General features: G+C 46.4%; 20 protein-coding genes. 5 read left to right on the forward strand and 15 right to left on the reverse strand.

Annotated elements, in window-relative coordinates; translation table 11 throughout:
- Positions 1 to 18: 18 nt before the first annotated feature.
- The 6 genes from PJK55_RS15160 to PJK55_RS03375 form a co-directional block, all read right to left on the reverse strand.
- Entirely contained in the window at positions 19 to 987 is a 969-nt protein-coding gene (locus PJK55_RS15160; RefSeq protein WP_333781793.1) for a barstar family protein, read from the reverse strand.
- 5 nt (positions 988 to 992) lie between these two features.
- Positions 993 to 1,484, reverse strand: coding sequence for a GNAT family N-acetyltransferase (locus tag PJK55_RS03355; RefSeq protein ID WP_271304803.1), 492 nt, complete (start codon positions 1,482 to 1,484; stop codon positions 993 to 995).
- Positions 1,485 to 1,936: 452 nt separating this feature from the next.
- Positions 1,937 to 2,425, reverse strand: coding sequence for a DUF3916 domain-containing protein (locus tag PJK55_RS03360; RefSeq protein ID WP_271304804.1), 489 nt, complete (start codon positions 2,423 to 2,425; stop codon positions 1,937 to 1,939).
- 84 nt (positions 2,426 to 2,509) lie between these two features.
- A complete protein-coding gene (locus tag PJK55_RS03365) occupies positions 2,510 to 2,998 on the reverse strand; it encodes a hypothetical protein (protein ID WP_271304805.1) in 489 nt (162 codons plus the stop codon).
- Positions 2,999 to 3,026: 28 nt separating this feature from the next.
- Complete coding sequence (locus tag PJK55_RS03370) at positions 3,027 to 3,632, reverse strand: Imm64 family immunity protein (protein WP_271304806.1); 606 nt, start codon at positions 3,630 to 3,632, stop codon at positions 3,027 to 3,029.
- 63 nt (positions 3,633 to 3,695) lie between these two features.
- Complete coding sequence (locus PJK55_RS03375) at positions 3,696 to 4,958, reverse strand: NCS2 family permease (protein ID WP_271304807.1); 1,263 nt, start codon at positions 4,956 to 4,958, stop codon at positions 3,696 to 3,698.
- A gap of 282 nt (positions 4,959 to 5,240) precedes the next feature.
- On the opposite strand from PJK55_RS03375, the gene PJK55_RS03380 reads away from it, so the two are divergent.
- Positions 5,241 to 5,363 carry a hypothetical protein gene (locus PJK55_RS03380; RefSeq protein ID WP_255349577.1) on the forward strand — a complete coding sequence of 41 codons (123 nt, stop codon included), beginning with the start codon at positions 5,241 to 5,243 and terminating at the stop codon, positions 5,361 to 5,363.
- Positions 5,364 to 5,575: 212 nt separating this feature from the next.
- On the opposite strand, the gene PJK55_RS03385 is transcribed toward PJK55_RS03380, so the two are convergent.
- The 5 genes from PJK55_RS03385 to PJK55_RS03405 all read right to left on the reverse strand — a co-directional run bounded on the left by PJK55_RS03385 (position 5,576) and on the right by PJK55_RS03405 (position 10,291).
- Positions 5,576 to 7,075: a PH domain-containing protein gene (locus tag PJK55_RS03385; RefSeq protein WP_271304808.1), complete on the reverse strand. Its 1,500-nt coding sequence runs from the start codon at positions 7,073 to 7,075 to the stop codon at positions 5,576 to 5,578.
- Positions 7,072 to 7,599 (reverse strand): PH domain-containing protein, encoded by a 528-nt coding sequence (locus PJK55_RS03390; protein WP_271304809.1) that lies wholly within the window; start codon positions 7,597 to 7,599, stop codon positions 7,072 to 7,074. The genes PJK55_RS03385 and PJK55_RS03390 overlap by 4 nt, the downstream gene beginning before the upstream one ends.
- A 65-nt stretch (positions 7,600 to 7,664) precedes the next feature.
- Entirely contained in the window at positions 7,665 to 8,339 is a 675-nt protein-coding gene (locus tag PJK55_RS03395) for a WGR domain-containing protein (RefSeq protein WP_271304810.1), read from the reverse strand.
- A gap of 140 nt (positions 8,340 to 8,479) precedes the next feature.
- Positions 8,480 to 8,947, reverse strand: coding sequence for a hypothetical protein (locus tag PJK55_RS03400; RefSeq protein WP_271304811.1), 468 nt, complete (start codon positions 8,945 to 8,947; stop codon positions 8,480 to 8,482).
- A 252-nt stretch (positions 8,948 to 9,199) separates the two neighbouring features.
- Positions 9,200 to 10,291: an FUSC family protein gene (locus tag PJK55_RS03405; RefSeq protein WP_214692333.1), complete on the reverse strand. Its 1,092-nt coding sequence runs from the start codon at positions 10,289 to 10,291 to the stop codon at positions 9,200 to 9,202.
- 175 nt (positions 10,292 to 10,466) lie between these two features.
- On the opposite strand from PJK55_RS03405, the gene PJK55_RS03410 reads away from it, so the two are divergent.
- Together PJK55_RS03410 and PJK55_RS03415 are read left to right on the forward strand one after the other, a co-directional pair.
- Entirely contained in the window at positions 10,467 to 11,087 is a 621-nt protein-coding gene (locus PJK55_RS03410) for an NAD(P)-dependent oxidoreductase (RefSeq protein ID WP_271304812.1), read from the forward strand.
- Between the two features lie 16 nt (positions 11,088 to 11,103).
- Positions 11,104 to 14,490: a dynamin family protein gene (locus tag PJK55_RS03415; RefSeq protein WP_271304813.1), complete on the forward strand. Its 3,387-nt coding sequence runs from the start codon at positions 11,104 to 11,106 to the stop codon at positions 14,488 to 14,490.
- A 132-nt stretch (positions 14,491 to 14,622) separates the two neighbouring features.
- On the opposite strand, the gene PJK55_RS03420 is transcribed toward PJK55_RS03415, so the two are convergent.
- The gene (locus PJK55_RS03420) at positions 14,623 to 15,408 is read right to left on the reverse strand and encodes a 3-hydroxybutyrate dehydrogenase (protein WP_271305266.1); all 786 of its coding nucleotides are present in this window, start codon (positions 15,406 to 15,408) and stop codon (positions 14,623 to 14,625) included.
- A gap of 119 nt (positions 15,409 to 15,527) precedes the next feature.
- On the opposite strand from PJK55_RS03420, the gene PJK55_RS03425 reads away from it, so the two are divergent.
- Positions 15,528 to 16,412 (forward strand): LysR family transcriptional regulator, encoded by an 885-nt coding sequence (locus PJK55_RS03425; RefSeq protein ID WP_271304814.1) that lies wholly within the window; start codon positions 15,528 to 15,530, stop codon positions 16,410 to 16,412.
- An 82-nt stretch (positions 16,413 to 16,494) separates the two neighbouring features.
- A complete protein-coding gene (locus PJK55_RS03430; protein WP_271304815.1) occupies positions 16,495 to 16,896 on the forward strand; it encodes a carboxymuconolactone decarboxylase family protein in 402 nt (133 codons plus the stop codon).
- 57 nt (positions 16,897 to 16,953) lie between these two features.
- Here the strand turns inward: PJK55_RS03430 and PJK55_RS03435 are convergent, their stop codons facing one another.
- The 3 genes from PJK55_RS03435 to PJK55_RS03445 all read right to left on the reverse strand — a co-directional run bounded on the left by PJK55_RS03435 (position 16,954) and on the right by PJK55_RS03445 (position 19,189).
- Positions 16,954 to 17,934, reverse strand: a complete 981-nt coding sequence (locus tag PJK55_RS03435; RefSeq protein ID WP_271304816.1) for a Gfo/Idh/MocA family protein — start codon at positions 17,932 to 17,934, stop codon at positions 16,954 to 16,956.
- 15 nt (positions 17,935 to 17,949) lie between these two features.
- Positions 17,950 to 18,426 (reverse strand): GNAT family N-acetyltransferase, encoded by a 477-nt coding sequence (locus tag PJK55_RS03440; protein WP_271304817.1) that lies wholly within the window; start codon positions 18,424 to 18,426, stop codon positions 17,950 to 17,952.
- Positions 18,427 to 18,532: 106 nt separating this feature from the next.
- Positions 18,533 to 19,189: a hypothetical protein gene (locus PJK55_RS03445; RefSeq protein WP_271304818.1), complete on the reverse strand. Its 657-nt coding sequence runs from the start codon at positions 19,187 to 19,189 to the stop codon at positions 18,533 to 18,535.
- Positions 19,190 to 19,191: the final 2 nt, after the last annotated feature.

Raw genomic sequence — 19,191 nt, forward strand, 5'->3', positions numbered from 1 at the left:
TCACCTGCTCATTTTAATTTAAAACGTTATGATTGTTCCATTCACATGGTCAAAAAAATGATAAACATCATTCGCATCACGCGCCATGACAAAGTTCCCAAATACGTTTGGGTGGAACTCTCCTGTGAACGTCTCTAGCGTCTGTATTTGTGTAGGCCGTGAGAGGGACTGCCAAAATTTCCTTGTCTTCTTGAGGTCGAGCTGCGGCAGCAACTCTTCTTCAATCACCCGCTCCCAATTCGCGTCATGTAGCGTCAATCGGTATACCTTCTCCAGTGGTCCCAACGTGCCACCTAAACAAAACGTCAACTCAATCGGGAATGCACCGCGTGTCACATGGTGAAAAAACGTCTCGTAGTCGGCGGTGTCTGCCGGCTCGACCGCTTCGATTTGTATCCCTTGGAGGATCAAACCGTCCGAATAATAGCTGAGAAGCCAATCTGCACCGTCCCGGATGGTCACTACGTCTTTTTGGTTTTCGTTATCATTTAGAGTCAGCCATGAATCGACCGCTCCTAGACTGTTTACAGTCCCCTCTGTGACAGATGCTATTTCCCACCGTTCGGACGAGAATCGATGTCTCTTCGGGAGGCGCGACGATGTCTTTCGCTCGACGCGTAATGGGAACGTCGCGTCCGCCAAACGTCGATGAATCAATCGGAGCGCCTCCCCTTTTTGTAAGGCATGGGACGGCAAGATGACCATCTGCGTCGAATCATAAATGACGCGACACGGCTTCGAATCCGCTTCCTTCGCATAGTCAGCTAAACACTCCTTTAAATAACTAGCATCTTCCGGCAGGTGCTGACTCAATAAATTCCACCCAACAAACTCCACGATGTCTGGTAATCTATCCTCGTCCGTGATGACATCCCAAAACGCGTCCCAATTTTCCCCATAGTGGTCCGGGAACTGTAACCTATCTTTCAAGAGCAGGTGCAACTGTTTTGAAGTTTGGACGGTGGACACGTCAATCGTGACCCGCAACCCACTCACCTCCCGATTGTTTTTATGTAGCACAACAGCATATGTGGTTGCGTCACTTCCTTGATTTTTTGAAAGCCTGATTTTTCATAAAACGCGATGGCGCGCGTATTGAATGGTGATACCCTTAACTGATAGGATTCGACCTCGTTGCTTTTGAAGAACGTCTCGGCATAATCGGTCAACAGGTGACCATATCCGTTCCCTCGATACGCAGGAACGATATAGATAAGGTTGATGAAGCCGAAATCGACATCATCGATTAAGACGATTTGCAATTCAAGCTGACCAATGGGCTGTCCATCTTCTTTGACCAACACAAATCCAGCGGGAAATCGGTCGACGCGTGTCTCTATCCATTTCAAGTAGGACGCTTCTTCGAACGGAAACTTCTCTCCATAGCTGCAACGATGTGCGTCGTTTCGGAATGCCGTGATGGTGGCTCGATCGATAACCGGGTCGATTGTCGTAAACGTCAAGATCGCAGCAGTTTTATACATGGATCCGCCGGCGGAACACGAGATAGATGAGCGGGATAGACGCTAAAACGGCGATTGCGTAACGGCGAAGCTCTTGTGGTGTCGCTGATTCATCTGCTGCATGCCCCACCAATTAGGTTGCTATCACTCGGTTCACCAGGTGCGGTGTATAAATCGCCGGCTAGTTCTTTGTACGAAGTCAGCGAAATCGTCTCTTGAATGAGATAAGTATCCCAGTTTGTCATATGGAGGATGATGGCCTTCATAGACCATTTCCCGGTTGTGAGCGGGATGTCCCACGTGCATTCGTCGATGTCGGTCAGTGAATCGAGCCATTCTAAATATGTAGAAAGCATAATGAAGGGTGTTCGTTTTGTCGGTCATGATTATGTGTTAAACTGTTCGCACGTTTTGACTTATTCTATTTCGAGTTGAAAAGTATCCTTTTCTTGAGGATTTACATCACACTTTCTCTACTGTACAAGAAGTAACCAAATCTCACTTTCAAACTGACCATCCTCGTCACATAGTGAAGACACGTACCGATTCAGTTCCATGTCGCCAGGTAATTGTCGCAATAAGATTTCGTGTTCCTTGAACTCCATCGATCCAAGGGTCCAATTCTGATTTGGAAGAAACGCTCGATAAGCTGCGTCCGATTGAAAGACAATGATTTCAGACGACCACAGCGTAGGGATGTCTAATAGCACGACAATCTGATAAGACTTGTCAGGTCGAAGATGTTTCAAACGGATCGCTCCATCCAACAATGTGTCTACAACAAGACGTTTCCCGCGCATCTTGAACCGTTTGGAGAACAGAGTGGGCTGACCGACCGGGATTTTGCTGTTCCAATATCCATTGATGAACATTGTCGGAAACGTAGAAGTCGTTTCCTCGAAGTGCTCGACCATTTTTCTTAATTTCCGACGCAAGCCGCGTATTTTTCGCTCTCGATTCATGGTTCATCCTCATTCAATGTAAATTAAAACTTCAATAATTTCTAAATTAAGGAAATTATACCATGCCGATGCAATGCTTCAAGATCAATATAGATCATTCGCTTGGTTATATTCTTCTAAACTTCTCCAGTCAGGACAGGCTTTACGAAACCGTTCAGTTAATTCGCGATTTTGGCTTAACAATAAGACGTGACTAGAATCCCACAAGATTAATTCGCAAACCGCAGTAGGATGTTGGATTTGTGGTGATTCAATCCACAGCTCTGTATTTCCGTCTGCAAACGGGTAGATGTTCAATTGTTCAAAAGTCATATGCTGCGTAGAGTCAAATCCTGAAAATACGCCCCAGATGAAATATACATCAGGCATGTGTACGAATTGAATCAGTTGCTCTCCTTTAATCCAATAAACCCATCCCTCTTCAAACTCGCATATATCATCAAAATAATGCAGACAACCATCTGGTATATTTCCATCCACATCTGTCAGCATCCAATTGTACTTGATCACCTGTGTGCCAAGAGAATCAATGACCTGTTGAATTGAAATAAATCGAGTGATGATTGTATTCATAACATGTCCCTTTCTAACAACCATTCAGCTAACGCCGGTTTGAGCTTTTATCATCTTGTGGCGTCATCCCATCAAGTGCGATTGACCCGTGAACCACTTTGAATCCGTCCTTAACGGGTATGACAGAGATGGAAAGACTTTCGATGACTTTACGGTCTTGAAGAAGCGTCTCAGGTGCCCAGTCCAGCTCAATCTCGTGGCCCGCCACCGCATAGGCGAAGGATGTGCTACGGTATACGTCTATAAGCAGTCGTTCCACACTGTCTGTTGCTCTGACAATCGATTCCGTCTCATTCATGTCCACGAACAAGTCCTCCCAGTCCAAATCAATGAGAAGCCCTTCAAAATCGACTTCAGTTTTCAATGAAACGGTCACAATTTGGTCACGTCGACCGAAACGAGCAGTCGATAGGGTGATGGAACCATAATACTGAATTTGAGACAAGTCTAGGTCTAATCCCTTCGGTTCAATCGTCACCCATTCCGTTCCATCTTCGTCTTTGCTATAGGTAATGCGTTTTATCTTCCCACCATCTCGAATTAACGCTTCACAAACGACTTGAAGGTTGTGAAGCAGACCACTTCCTGTTGTGAACGCGATTCCGATTGAAACGAACCCTCCTTCTTTCCCCATAGAACCTCCCCCTTTGTTTCATCATACAAAAAAGCGGCACCGTATACACAGTACCGCCCTATCTTATAACCAGACTGGTAATGAGAAGAAAACTAAGAACAATACGGTCAAGACACCGACGACCGGACTGAGTGACCGGTAGCCCTTCTTGAACAAGACAATCATCGTGTACGCGATGAACCCGAGTCCGATCCCATCGACGATGGAATACGTGAACGGAATCATGATGATGACGAGAATCGCCGGGAAGGCATGCTCCCAGTTATCGAGCGGCAAATGCTTCACGTTTTGGAACATCATCATGCCGATGATAATCAATACCGGTGCAATCGCCGTCACAGGGATGATGGCAAAGAGCGGTAGCAATAAGAGCGATACCACGTACAATCCAGATGTGACGAATGAAGCAATCCCACCTCGTGCACCGACCGATATGCCGGCAGCCACTTCGACCGTCGAGACGGTCGGACTTGACCCGAACATGGCACCGGCCATCGTTGAGAGGCCTTGTGCAACGAGACCTTTCGGTGCATCCTTTTCTTTGTCGATTGCACGTGTCTGATTCTGGATCAAGCTGATGTTTTCAATCAACAAGACGAGCGTCAGTACACCGACCGCGACTAAGAAGAGCGGAGACGCAGATTCCGCGAACGAGATGTTCCCAAACACCGTGCCGAATGACTCGAAGAACGGTGACAATGAGAAGCTTCCCGTCCACTCTAGCGTTCCCATCACGGCGCTGAGACCGACACCGAAACCGATTGTCCATAGGAAGCTGCTCGGTCCCATCTTCAAGAACAACAAGATGGCGACGAAGAGTGATAAAAAGGCCACCTGGACGTTACGCTCTCCGAGGTCACCGATGTGGAGCAATGCCCCGCCTCCACCTGAGACAATTCCAGCCGCCTCGAGGCCGATCAAAATGAGGAAGAGGCCGAGACCGACCGTCAATCCGTCATGGATGATCGGCGGGAACGCGTTCGCCAATTTCCTCGCCACCTTGGTGACCGTCAACAATACGACGAGTACACCTGAGACGAACGAGACAGCGAGCGCGCTTTGCCAGCTCAACCCCATCTGTAAGACGAGCGTGTACGTAAAGAGCGCGTTAATCCCCATTCCCGGTAACAAGAGCAGCGGAAGATTGAAGAACCCCGCAATCAACGTCCCGATGATGCTTGTCAAAATCGCTCCGACGAGCGCCCCCTCGAACGGGAGTCCGGCTTGTGTCAAGATTGCCGCATGCACGGCCGGGATGTATGCTGTCGCCAGAAGGTTCAGCACGCCCCCGTATGTTTCTGTTTTCCATTCTGTTTGTTTTGCCATAGGAATCAATCCTTTATTGGCACCCTCACCCACCCGTGTATACACACGAGATTGATTATATCCTGTCAGACATCTAACAAGCAAGAGCGATTCGACTCAATTCCTTCTTTGGACCCATTTATGAGACCGATTCCATCAAAAGATTCATTTTATAAAACAAGAACGTTTGTTCTTATTTTTAACGCCATTTTACGAACGAATCTGTTATAATGAAGGGGCAGGTTAACGCAGCAATAGTGGGGTCAGCCGCCAAGTCCACAATGGAGGAAGGCGGTGGTGCGGATGGAACAACTTTGGACCTGGGTTGGAGATTATGTCATGATCCCAATCCTCGCTCCGATCATCGTTCACTTGGTGATTCACCGAACATCCGATCGTGCAACGTCTGAACGCACAAAAAAATGACCCCCTCGGCGCAATGAGATGGGTCACTTTCTGATTCACTAACCATTGTGGCGGCTGGGACCACTCTTAAAGTGGGAGCCTGTAAGCCAGAGGTCGGTGTGTCCAGCACCGGTCTCTTTCTACTTGCATCATACCATACTTTATCCGCGTTTTCAGTAAGAGAAACATCATTTGATACGAAAATCACAAATAATTCAAACGCTCAGGAGACTTTATCCTGAGCGTTTTTCATTCATTTCGTTATAACGAGAGAACCAGACGAGCATCGCGTCCGCTTCTTCTTTCGGAATGTCGTCAATTGTCTCGACGGACAAGAATCCTCCTCGAGTCGAGAACTGAACCGTACAAAGTCCGAATCGACGTTGCAAGAGCGATTGCTTCACTTGAATCTGTTCGATCCGTGGTTTGTCCGTCAAGAACGACCGGACGTTGAATGCACCCGTCCGCAATTGAATGAATTGATCGGTACGGACATATTTTGTCGTGACGTAACTGAGCACACGTCCCCCGATGATAATGGCCCATAAAAGAAGGAGCCACCATGCATAATCTCGGAAGAAATAGAGCACGAGTCCTGATAAGATGAAGCCGAACCAGCTGATTCGCAGTAGTTTGATTCCTAACGCCTTTTTTGGAAGTCGATGTAATTCATCCGACCATGTGAAGTGCGTGAAGTGCTCACGGAGTACTCGCATCGCACGGTCACGTCGAACGAACGGGAGAATCGTTGACGATTCGTCTTTTAATTCATCCATCGTCCCTGCTGCGACGAGTTCGACTCCGACGATGTGGAACCAGCGACGAATGAACGTCTCTTTGATTCGAATCGCTTGAATCTTCTCATACGGGATCTCTTTCGCACTTCGGTTCAATAATCCTTTTTCGACACGAATGCGCTCCCCTCTTCGTTCGAGTCGGAAGTTTCCATATTTCAAGAAGTTAATGACCATGCCGATCACGACCGACAGTATCAACACCCCGATGACGAGAAGACCGATGACGATGATGGATGCATGGACGACATAATCTTCGACCTGGTTGAACGCTCCATCCAAATTGATGAAATCATCAATCGAAGAGATGATTGTTGAAGCGACCGGGAAGATGGCGAACACAGAGAGCGACGTGATGGAGGCCAACACGATTTCGCGCGTGGACAAGGCATATAAAAGGCGACTTGATAACGGTTGTGCCTGTTCTGTTGTCGCATCTGTCATTTCTGGATTGTCTTCGGTTTGTGCATTCTGTTTCCGATGACGGACTTGCTCGAGAATCTCTTCAAGTCGTTTGGCTTCGGTCGGAAAGACACCAGCCAGTTTGAATGATGCATCGTCACTGTTGGCATTCGTATCGAACGTCAATTCCACGACACCAAGCAATCGATAGAGGAATGGACTGTTCGAATGAACGCTTTGAATTTTATAGAGTGGAAGCGACTTTTCTTTTTTCAACCAGTTCCCTTCGATGACATAGACAGTCTTTTCATCCAGTGCATATCGGAAGTTTAACCACCCAAAGAACTTCTGGACAATGTCGAGTAATAGAAAGAGTAGGATGCCGACTCGGATGATGATGCCGAAAGTCGATTCCCAGTCGTTGTTAAGCACAAAGAGTAAGACGATTGGAATGGCGAACGACTTGATGACTTCGAGAATACGCAGCACCAAAACGCGACTCGGGAGTCGATGCCATGTTAACGCGGTCTCGGTCATACGACATCCTCCTCTTCAATACGTGCATAGATGGCAATCTGCTCACGGAGTGTTTTCGCGAATGACTCTTCAATCGCATAGATTTCGTGAGAACCGGCCGCTGTTCCGATGGTGATGGTCTGTAACCCGTATTTACGTAGAAGCGGTCCTTGTTCCGCATGAACATATTGGACCTTCGTCATCGGGATGAGTACGTCATGTGTCGTGATGATTCCATGATGAATCCGGATCTCAAGCGGCTGGACATCATACGTGAATCGTTCCTGTTTCCACTTTTGGAACCAGATGATATCAATCAAGCTATAGACGACATCGATGGCAAGCAGCACGATAAAGCCAATCTGTAGCCAAGTCGGCCAGTCGAACCAGTATGATGCGACAACGAGAGCTCCAGTGATGAGGAGACCGATGATATAAAAAATCGCACTCGATAATCGAAAGACCGCCCGTGCCTCGATCGGAAGTGTTCCGCTGATTCGTTGTGGTGTGACACCTTCTTCTGGTGTCGGTGTTGTTTCTGACATGGTGAATCCCCCTATCGTTCATATGTATCTGTCTCTATTGTATACGTGTTTCTTCTCGAAAAGTTTCAGGATTCGGTCGGGAATGTACTCAAGCGTTCATATAACTTATCAAACATAGACTGATCCTCTATTTCGAAAGCTTGTTTTAATCGATGGATGGCCGCTAATCCTGTTATTTTCAAATTACCTGTCAGCTTTCCCGTCATCTTTATGGAAGCAAACGCACCAGCGACGAGGACTTGATCACATGTATAGGCATATTCATACGTTGACCAATCTTCTGGACCGTATACGTCTCGATTGATCCAACTTTCAATTAAGGCGTAAGCGTATGAAAGATAACAAAGTTCTCTATCCTTTCGAATCACTTCTTCGTACATAACCAATGCATCGGCGCCAGCATCATCTCCGAACGGAGCATATTCTTCCGTACAATCCACAAAGAATTCATCGTTGAAACATTCCTGATACTTCGGATGAGAGGTCAGAAAACTCGGTCCAACTTCCGGGTCATCCACATACATATGGTTGTCCCAATCAAAAGGGCATTCAACATATCCTTTTCTCAACTTTTGACGAATGAGTTTTTCTGCTTCTTTCATACATTCCGAATCGGATTCAAAAGATTTTACTTGTACCTTTCCGATTGTCCCAATTTTTCCGTAGTTTACAACAAACTCATCGCCCTCGATTATGATGTTCCAATACTTTGTAACCTGCTCAAACGACCATTTGTTCATTTAGATCCCCCCCCCCGCTCCAATTTTTTGTGGAGTAAGATGATTGTACCTCGGATGAATCAGAAAAAACGAACCTTCTCATCGGTTCGTTTCCTTTGTCATTTCGTAATCTCTCTCGAGTGTAAATATGGAGAGTATCTTTACTTCGGCTCGTAGCGGAATCTTGCGACTTTTTCGTTCGCTCTCGCATAGAGTGTTTCTAGTGAAAATCGACTCGGGCGAGAGATTTCTTTGGCGTATACGGCTTCAATCGTTTTGTCGATGTAATCATTCTCTTCTTGAAGATATTCCATAAGTAACCTTTTATAGTCTTCAGAAGTCTCATCTTTATGTTTCAAACCATTCAGTTTATCAAGATATACATCATTTTCTGCTTTGAATCCTTCTAGCTCTTCGACTGCCCCTGCTACGTCAACGTTATCCATCGGTAAACTTGATAACATTAGCATTTTTATTTGATGATTCTGAGCATCCCCGAGAATGGTTCCGGCATCAAAAGAAATCACCGGGCGAGGATCAACTTCTTCCGTGGAGGGTGTAGCGTTACAACCAATCAACGAGATCATCATTGAGGTCATTAGGAGGAGTGTTACTAAAATCCTTTTCATGTTTTTTCCCCTTTTAAGTTAAGCCATAAAAGCAACGTTGCCAATGATTTCTCCAGACTAACATAATTTACGTTTATTACCAAATATATCGTTAGAAACCCATTGTTTTATAGTCGGTATTTATCCTAAGTAATCGCCTGAGAATCAAGTAAATATCGCTACAAAAAAAACCATGAAGGCACACACGATTTTGTGTACTCTCATGGCCGAATGACATGTTAGCTTTAATTTTCTTGATGGCTTGCTCGTTACTTAATCCTCAAAAAACCACTTCTTACGTGGTTCCACTTTTAAGTTATCTCCATGTTTCTTCATTTCCGTCACAAGATAGCGTTCGAGTTCATTCATTGCCTTGACCCAGTCGGTCATCGTCGCTACGAGCGGCACGACAATGAGGATGAGTTCTTCCTCTTCTTCTCGCATCCTCTCAATCATTAACTTCGCAAAGTCAAAGTTCTCATGAATGAGATCCTCATCCCGGTCGATGAGGTGCTCGTTCTCAAGCTCATAGGCTGAAAACAGACGCTCATGTCGACGCAACAAATGCCGAATGTGGCGATACAACTCATCGCTCAATTGTGGAGGAAGTTGTTCAATCGTATGAAAATCGTGATCAAGTTTCTCGATGACATGGAGCGCGGCCCGGTTCGTCTCAATCATCTTGGACTTCAGGACGGCACGACGGAAGATCGGCGTCTTCTTTTCGAGCCAACGATTCGCTTTAATTTCTTCTTCAAAATAGGCATATGTTTGTTTTGAATCACTATGCAACTTCTTCGTCTCAGGCAAGGATTCGAAGGATGAGCGACCGCCTTCCGTTTCCGCAAACAATCGTGCGATCCGGACGACCATTTGAAATACCTCCGTCACCTGCTCTTCCAGTTTCCGTTCATATCGAGGTGGGAACAAAAGTGCGTTTACGATTAATGCAACAGTAATCCCCATCATGATGAGTAAGTAACGTTCACCCGCAAACACCCAAACCGGCATGTCCGACTGACTTGCCCCTTCCATGATGAGAATCGTCGTCAAGATGACGGTCCGTGTCGTCGATTCTAAATTTAAAAACAAAAGGATGGAGATGGCGATGATGATGACGAATCCGATAGCGATGGGTGTCGGATTCGGAGTGAGCAACAAGGAACCGACGGAGAGCAATGCCCCAATCAAGTTCCCTTTCATCTCTTCGATTAAGCGAAGTCCGGTCTGATAAACAGACGGGAGAAGCGCGAGTGACGCAGCGAGTGCCGGGACGACGATCTGTTGGAACTGAAACGCCTCGGCAATCAGTAAAACGATTGCGACCGATAGTCCGGTCTTAATTGTTCGAGCCCCAAATTTCATGTGATGGTGCCTTCCTCTCTTACGCTTGTCATATGTATTTTTTGCCTTCTTCTTCAATTCTAAAACGTACCACATTCTTTTCAAGCAGAATCGAACCATTTCAGGCAGTTTTGTGAACGCTTCCGTGTTATGATGGCGTTGGATATTTCTTTCATATTGATGGGGAGGGGTTTACTTGTCAACAATTGCTTTATTCGGTGGAAGTGGCCGTACAGGGGAACGGATACTTGAGCGTTTATTAAATCAAGGACATGACGTCAAACTTTTAACGAGACATTCGTTGGATTCAAAGGAAGGTGTCAACGAAATCATCGGAGACGCGACGGACAAAGAAGCAGTCCTAGAAACGGTACAATCTGCAGACGTCGTCATCTCGGCGTTAGGGACGGACAAACAAAACGTATTGTCAACATTCACACCACTCGTGATTGACGCGATGAAACAATTTGATGTAACACGCATCATCACTGTCGGGACCGCCGGCATCTTACAGGCGCATGACAGCGACAATTACCGCTTTGAAACGAAAGAATCGAAGCGTTCGATGACAACCGCAGCAGAGGATCATGCGCGGGCTTATGAATTATTACGAGACTCCGGATTGGCGTTCACAGTCATCTGTCCGACTCAACTGATCAATGAACTATCGAATGGAGACATCATCGTCTCAAAAGAAGTGTTAGGCACGAAACAATCAGGTCCAATCTCGAGAGACGATGTCGCCGAGTTGGTGCTGGATTGTTTAACGAATGATGAATATGTCGGACATCGTGTCGGCATCACGACGGAATCATAATTAGGGGATGGGAAACATGCACGAACAACGAGAACAATTAGCACGGCTTGCTTTAACGTTTGAACAAGAGGAGATGACGGACGCGGCACGACTCGCCCGCACCGCCCTACAAAAAGTAACGAATGAAGAAGTTTGGATTGCCGTCTGTGGTCACTTCTCAGCCGGGAAGTCGACATTGCTCAATGACTGGCTAGAGGACGGATTCCTTCCAACAAGTCCGATTCCGACAAGTGCCAATATCGTCACGTTGCGGGGTGGAGAATCAGCGGCAGCCGTCGCGATCAATGATACGGATTGGATTTCATTAGACGCTTCTTCCCTATCAAACATCAGTGACTATTGCAAAGTGGAGGAAATCAAGGAAGTCGAGTATACAATCGACCGATTCCCATTTGATGAACATGTCGTGTTGATGGATACACCAGGGATTGATTCAACGGATGAACGACATCGCCAAGCGACGGAACGATCGCTCTTCTTGGCCGATCATTTATTCTTCATGATGGATTACAACCATGTCCAATCGGAACAAAACATCGGACTGATGAAACAATTTAGCCGGGAAGGACGCCCCTATTCCATTATCATCAATCAAATCGATAAGCATGATGAGAACGAACTCTCCTTTGTAGACTTCAAGGCGTCATTGACGAAAGCGTTCCGTCATCATGACATCGTCCCGAACGACACGTTCTATATTTCACTTCGGGAATTACAACATCCCCATAACGAAGTCGAGCGTTTGCGCTCGTATGTGCGGCATGTCATCAAAGAATCGAGACAGCAACAAGTCGATCATGCGGATGCATTGATCAATACGTTAATCCGACGCAACGAAGCATCGATTCAATCGACGTTGGATCAACTGCCGAGCTATGAGAAGAGTCCGAAGGAAATGCAATCTCGCCTGCATCGCCTTGAGAAGAAACGGGCATGGTGGACATCGTTCCGTCGTGAATTCTTCAAACATCAAGCGCCAATCGTCGAGAGTGCGCCTATCATGACCTATGAATTCCGTGAATTGCTACGTTCCTATCTCGAGAGTTGTGCCCCTTCCTTTAAGGTCGGTCTGTTGTTCTCGAAAGAGAAAACGAAGCAAGAACGCACTCGTCGTGAAGACGTGGCCGTCAAAGAGTTCAACCGTTTGATTGATATGAATTTACGTCCGCACCTCGTGAAATATGCAGAAGACATCGTTCGGGATTTGAAACTTCCAGAGACCTTGCTACCGAAAGGTGATGTCCTCCCGATTGCACCGAGCTCACTTATCACTGAACAAGTGAAGTCCGGCGCATCACTCAGTGGTGATACGGTGTTACAGTTCAGTCGTGACATCGAGACGGCCCTTGCGACATGGGTGACGAAAGTCTCGGAACCTTGGGTCCATTCGACGGATACGTATATGAAAGCTGAAGTCGACATGCGCTTGGAACAATTTTCGGCTGAAGAAGACGAATTGTATGAAGCGCTCGATAATGAAGCATTACGCTTACGCCTTTTGAACCGTCTGGATGCTATCGGTCAATATGAAGCGTTGCAACTTGATTCAGGTCAGTTAGATCAGTTGGCCGTTCGAAACTATGTCGATGCAACGTATCTCCCTGAAAAACAAGCGAGAGTTGTCCAATCAGAGGTTGCGTCGACATCAATTTTGGAAGATGATCGTGATTTGTTTGATTTTAATTTTTCTTATGAAAATACGGTATGTGAAATATTAGAGAATCATCCTTTATTCCGCTCCCGTGTCACGACTCTTCGTAAGAAAATCGAGCGTGCGAAGCATGAACAATATACGTTTGCCATCTTCGGTGCGTTTTCAGCCGGAAAATCTTCGACCCTCAATGCCCTTCTCGGAGAGACGGTGTTACCGACCTCACCGAACCCGCTCACGGCGTCAATCACGAAGATTGTTCCGCCGAACGGCCGGACGAATCGTACAGCGACAATCACCTTTAAGTCACGAGATGAACTTGAGGATGAGTTACAAGGTTATGGGACTTCCCTCGCCTCACTCGATGTCGATCACCCATTCGTCAATGCTGTTAAATCAGCACCGCTCGATTATCTCGGGCAAATGGAGACCGTCGACTATGACACGTTCTGCGCGTTCGTCGCACAAGAAGAGAAAAGCTGTATCGTGAAAGAGATTGAACTGTACCTCGACTCATCGTGGGCGCGACGCGGCATCGTCTTCGTCGACACACCAGGAGCCGATTCACAGTTCAACCGACACAGCGAGGTTCAATTCGGTTACATGCGTGACGCGGATGCTGTCTTGTTCGTCACGTATTATAATCATGCGTTCACGGAAGCGGACCGAGAGCTCGTCATCCAGCTCGGTCGTGTTCAAGGGACCGGAGACCATGAGATGTTCTTCCTCGTGAACGCCTCCGATCTTGCGACAGATGACGAAGAACGGGATGCGGTCACAAGCTATGTTTCGCAACAGTTGACCGCGCTCGGTGTCCGCCGACCGACCGTTCTCCCCATCTCAAGCCGAAACGCCATGCAAGGGGATGACGCGGGATTCGACCGATTCGTCTCGACGCTTGAACGCTATGTCGACAAAGACCTTCGTCTCGCGAACGCGATGCGTATACAGGAAGAGACGACAGCATTGCTCGCCGCCTTCGATCGCGTCTTACACGAAGCAGAAGAAGATGAGTCGGCAAAAGAACAACGTCGCCAACAATTGATTGCTTTATTCGAGAACCCGCCGGCACTCGATGTATCAGCACTCATCGACCTGTTTGATCGGGAAGCGAAAGAACTACTCGCCCACCTCGAGACGCGATCACTCCTCCGCCTCTCGGACTTCGTCAAAGAGACCTTCCACCCGGTCGAGGTCGACGGGTCGAGGAAGAGCCTAGAGCGTGCACTCGGACGTACACTCGATAAATACGCCTATGACATCCAACAAGAGCTCCAAGTATTCCAGTATCGATTGGAGCGATACGTCAAATGCGAATTCGTAGCCTTGGTCGAACGGTTGACCGAACGTCAAGCGCCTCTCCTACCGACGCTTGAATTCGACCGTGAACTCGACGTGGCATGGCTACGAGAGGCTGTCGAACCGATTCATCTCAAAACACCACCTTATCAGTCGGTGTTGAAGCGCTATAAGAACGCGAGTCAATTTTTCGAGGGAGAGGGTCGGACGCAACTGAAGGATGAATTGACGGCACTTCTCCGTGACATGATTCGGTCTCGTCTCGAGAGCGTTCATAACAAGCAGGTCGAGCGGGCAAACGAGGAGATCAGGAATTCTGAAATCGAGATTGAACGAGAGTGGTCGACTCAGGTGAAAGAACTCGCCGCTGCAGAGCTTAGCATGTTGACGGACAGCCATTCTTTTGATGAGATGCGTGAACGCCTCGAATCGATTAGGAAGGAAACAGTATGAACACACTACTGCTCATCGGTCTCATCCCTGCTGTCGTCATGACGCTTGTCTTGGGGCTCTTTCTGAGATATCTCTATTTGAACAGAGAATAACCATAAAACTCCTCCGAGCAAGTTCGGAGGAGTTTTATGGTTATTGAGCGACGTATCCGCCATCGATGACAGCAGCTTGTCCTGTGATTCCTTTTGCTTGGTCACTTGCGAGGAAGATTGCATAGTCTGCAACTTCTTTGACTTGTAACAGACGATGTTGCGGCACGAGCGGGTAGATGACTTCCTCAAGTACTCGCTCTTTTGCAACGTTACGGGTTCTTGCCAAATCATCAAGTTGTTGTTGCACAAGCGGTGTGTCCACATAGCCAGGACAAATCGCATTCACGGTAATCCCTGAAGTCGCCCCCTCGAGCGCAGCGACTTTTGTGAGTCCAATCACGCCATGCTTCGCACTGTTATAAGCTGCTTTACCAGCAAAGCCAATCAAGCCGTTGATGGACGCCATATTGATAATTCGTCCGAATCGTTGTTCTTTCATAATCGGAAAAACATGTTTTGTGTATAAGAACGGTGCACGAAGCATGATACTTTGAAGTAAATCAAACTTCTCTGTCGGAAATTCTTCAAGTGGAGAAACATGCTGCATGCCTGCATTGTTGATCACAATGTCGATACGCCCATATGCCTCCATCGTCTGATCGATACTACGTTTGATTGCTGCTTCTTTTGTCACATCCGCCTCAATCGCAATCGCATCGTATCCCTTTTCCTTTAGCTGACTCGCAGCAATATGAGCTTTTTCAAGCTGAATGTCGACAATGGCGATTTTTGCTCCAGCTTCCGCAAACTCTTCGGCAATCTCTAACCCGATTCCACTAGCGGCCCCTGTCACTAGTGCAATTTTATCTTGTAATTGTTTCACGATTTCTTCCTCCCTATTGCAACGCATTGACCTTTACAAACTTCATTGTATACTTAGTTAAATGATAGTAAAAATGAATATTTATTATACAAACCATGCCACGATAGAATAGGATGAGCAGAATGGAATTTCGAGAGATGCAATACTTCATAGCGGTTGCAAGGGCCAAAAGTTTCACGCGAGCAGCCGAAGCACTACACGTCACACAACCTACATTGAGCAAAACGATTCGACATTTAGAACAAGAACTTGGGGTCGAACTGTTCGATCGTCAAAGACGACAAATCGAATTAACAGATGTCGGTGAAGCGTTGATGCTTGAGAGTGAACTATTACTACGTCAGCTCGAAGACTTACCGAATCACGTTTTCGATATCACAAAATCCAAACGGGGGCTCATTCGACTTGGGCTTCCCCCGCTAATCGGATCATTATTTTTCACGAAATTCTTGACTATATTTCATTCAAACTATCCGAATATCCGTGTCGAGATTACAGAAGCCGGTGGACATACGCTTGAACGTGCACTCGAAAAAGGAGAATTAGATGTGATTGCAACTGTTTTACCGACAAGTTCCACGTTTGAAGAAATTCCTTTTGTCACTGAGGAACTGTATGCTTACTTGCCCGAACGTCACCCTTTAGCATCACGTAAACAACTCCTCCTTGAAGAACTCGCATCTGAGCCTTTCGTCTTGTTTACAGATGAGTTTTCGCTCCATCACGTCGTTCGAACTGCCTGTGAACAAGCGGGATTCACCCCTCATCTTATCGGGGAGAGTGGGCAATGGGATTTTTTATGCATGTCCGTCGCACAAGGTAACGCGGTAACCATATTACCTCGCACTATTATGCAAGAAATGAATATATACGGGGTAAAGGCGATTCCACTCAAACAAAGTATCCCGTGGCAACTTGGATTAGCGACGGCAAAGGAAAGATATTTACCGTATGCCACGAAAGAATTTATCCGTTACCTGACCGAGGAGTATTCATTTGATGCATAACTGATATAAAAAAGATGAATTGGAAGCATGATAGAAGAATTGCTACGATGGATTCAGCTTCAACAGAGAGGATGAATCGAAAATGGAAACAAGACATGAACGAGGCGTCAACAAGTTGAAAGAGTTCACGAGTCAAGATGCTGGGTCCACACACGACGGAATTGCGAATGCATTGGAACAACTTGCACCTGCGATTGGAGAATGGATCACAGATTTTGCTTATGGAGATGTCTATAGCCGTGAAGGGCTCCCGAACCGTGACCGGGCACTCGTGACAATCTCAACGCTTGTCACACAAGGCACAGCGCCACAATTAGCGCTTCATATCAATACCGGATTGACAGCTGGATTGAGCGGCGAGGAGATTGTAGAGGCGATAATGCACCTTGTGCCATATACAGGATTCCCGCGCGTACTCAACGCACTTGACGTTGCGAAAACAGTATTTGAGGAACGAGGATTGACTGTCACAACTACTGTATAATCTATATTCACAATTGCTTCAACATGAGAAAAGCCCATCCGCTTGGATGGGCTTTTCTCATGTGTCCGCTGGGTAATGAACACCAACTTGTTTTCGCACCGTTGTCATCACAGCAGCTAGACCTATCATATCTGTCCTTGAATGTGCAACCACCTCTGAATTTTTAGCTTCGATTGCTCGCACGAATGCTTTGATCTCATAGGACATCGGAGCGTTCTGTGATTTTGATATGATTTCTGACGTGCCATCCCGTAACTCTAGACGGACATCATCGCACGTCGCGATATCGTCGATGATGATGCGTCCCTTTTCTCCAATGATCTCAGAGGGAGTCGATGTCGCATGGATTTTTGAGTGCATGACAACTACATCAAGGTCATCATAAGAGAGAAGGACCGTACCACTCCCGTCTACTCCAGATTCTAACGCAACGCCGCTCGCCTGGATCTCATTCGGCTGACCGAACAGTTTCAAAGCAGGTCCGAGGAGATAGACACCGAGGTCCATCAACGAGCCGTTCGAAAACTCAGGATTGAACGTGTTCGGATTTTCCCCGTTCTTGTACAGATCGTACCGCGAAGAATACTGTGATTTATTGAAGACGGCCCGGCGAACCGGAGCGATTTGCTCCATCGCTTGTTGAACCCGTTCAAAGTTCGGCATGAACAGATTACGTAGTGCCTCAAGTAAGACGACGTGGTTCTCCTTCGCGACTTCAATCATACGCGTGACTTCCTGGACGTTCGAGGCGAGAGGCTTTTCACACAAAACGTGTTTACCATGCTGCATGAACAAGATGCTCTGTTCGGCGTGAAGTGAGTTCGGGCTCGCAATATAGATGGCATCGATGACATCACTCTGAGCCATCTCTTCAAGTGACGTGAACGTATGTACAATGGAGTGATTTTCTGCGTATTCTTTAACACGTGATTCCGTGCGCGAGTAAAGTGCCGTCACTTCTACATCATCCAACTGATTGATGGTTTCAATAAACCAGTCTGTGATGAAGTTTGTACCAATGATGCCGAAACGAATCATGTGAATTCCTCATTTCTATTCTTTCAGTTTTTTCGTAAGTAAGATTTCATCCAATAAAGGAATCTTATCATATCCGACTTGCGGGATTGTTGATTTCAGTTTTCTTGCCCGCGTCACCGCATCATGAATGATACGTTCTAAACGATAGCCACGACGTTGATAAAAGCCGAGTGCTCTCAAATTATCATTAGTTGTGATGACAATTAATTGCCTAGCTCGGTGCTGCATACCAATTTCTTCAATAGCATGGAGTAAGTGAGAGCCAATCCCACTATTCTCTATCAGACTATCAAGAGATATGATTTCTACTTCTTCATCCCGAATAACATACGTAACAAGACCGTGAATTTGATTCGATTTCATGTAGACAAATCCTTCGAGTTTCGCACAATCATAGGTTCCTGAAGAGACGACCATTTGAGATGAACCCCACTGCTTAATAAAGAAGTCTTGAACTTGTTCTTGCATACTAGAAACGATTGGTAAGATCATGATGTTCACCTCTGTTTTTTATATATAAAAATTTGAATACACATGCGGTATGTGAAATATAAAATTAGTTCATTCTTCAACTTCTTCATTATCGACTCCATCGCCCTTATAGTATTTCGGCACGCTTCCTTTCCTTGAATGGCCAACGATAAATCTTTTCATTATTCTCGACATAAGCTACACCGTCGTCTTTAATTGTCAATGACGAGCAGTCAAGAAGATGACGGGGCATCGGATAGGAGTCAATCCGTCCGTTCACATCGACATGGACGAGACGACTGTCGATTGAAGAGATGACCCACACCCCCTTCTTAGACGCGTACATCACGTCACAATCATGAAGAACTGGAGCCTTTCTGACTTCTTGATTATAGCGAAAACGTATGGTTCCCTCCTTTGAGAAACAGACGAGTGCCTCGGTAGAGATCCCATCTCCAAAGATGCCCTCGTCCCCATATCCAATCCAGATTCCAGTATCGTTCATTACAACTGCTGCAATCGCGTTTCCTGCATGAAAGGAATGATTGATCTGTCCATGCGTATCCAGCACCCACGCATTGATTGGTTCTCCTTCTAACGTAAACGCCCAGATGAACAAGTGATTCTCGTCGATGATTCGAATACCCGAGACATATTCATGCCGTTTAAGGTCTATGACCAGCTCATCCCAATTAATGTAGAATCGATGATTGGACTTTACCAAACGAGCGGAACCCATTGACTTCTGCATATCGAAATCAACCACCTCTATTTCATCGTTCATAC

The sequence above is a fragment of the Exiguobacterium sp. MMG028 genome, from assembly GCF_027947425.1.
GTDB classification, from domain to species: Bacteria; Bacillota; Bacilli; order Exiguobacteriales; family Exiguobacteriaceae; genus Exiguobacterium; species Exiguobacterium aestuarii_A.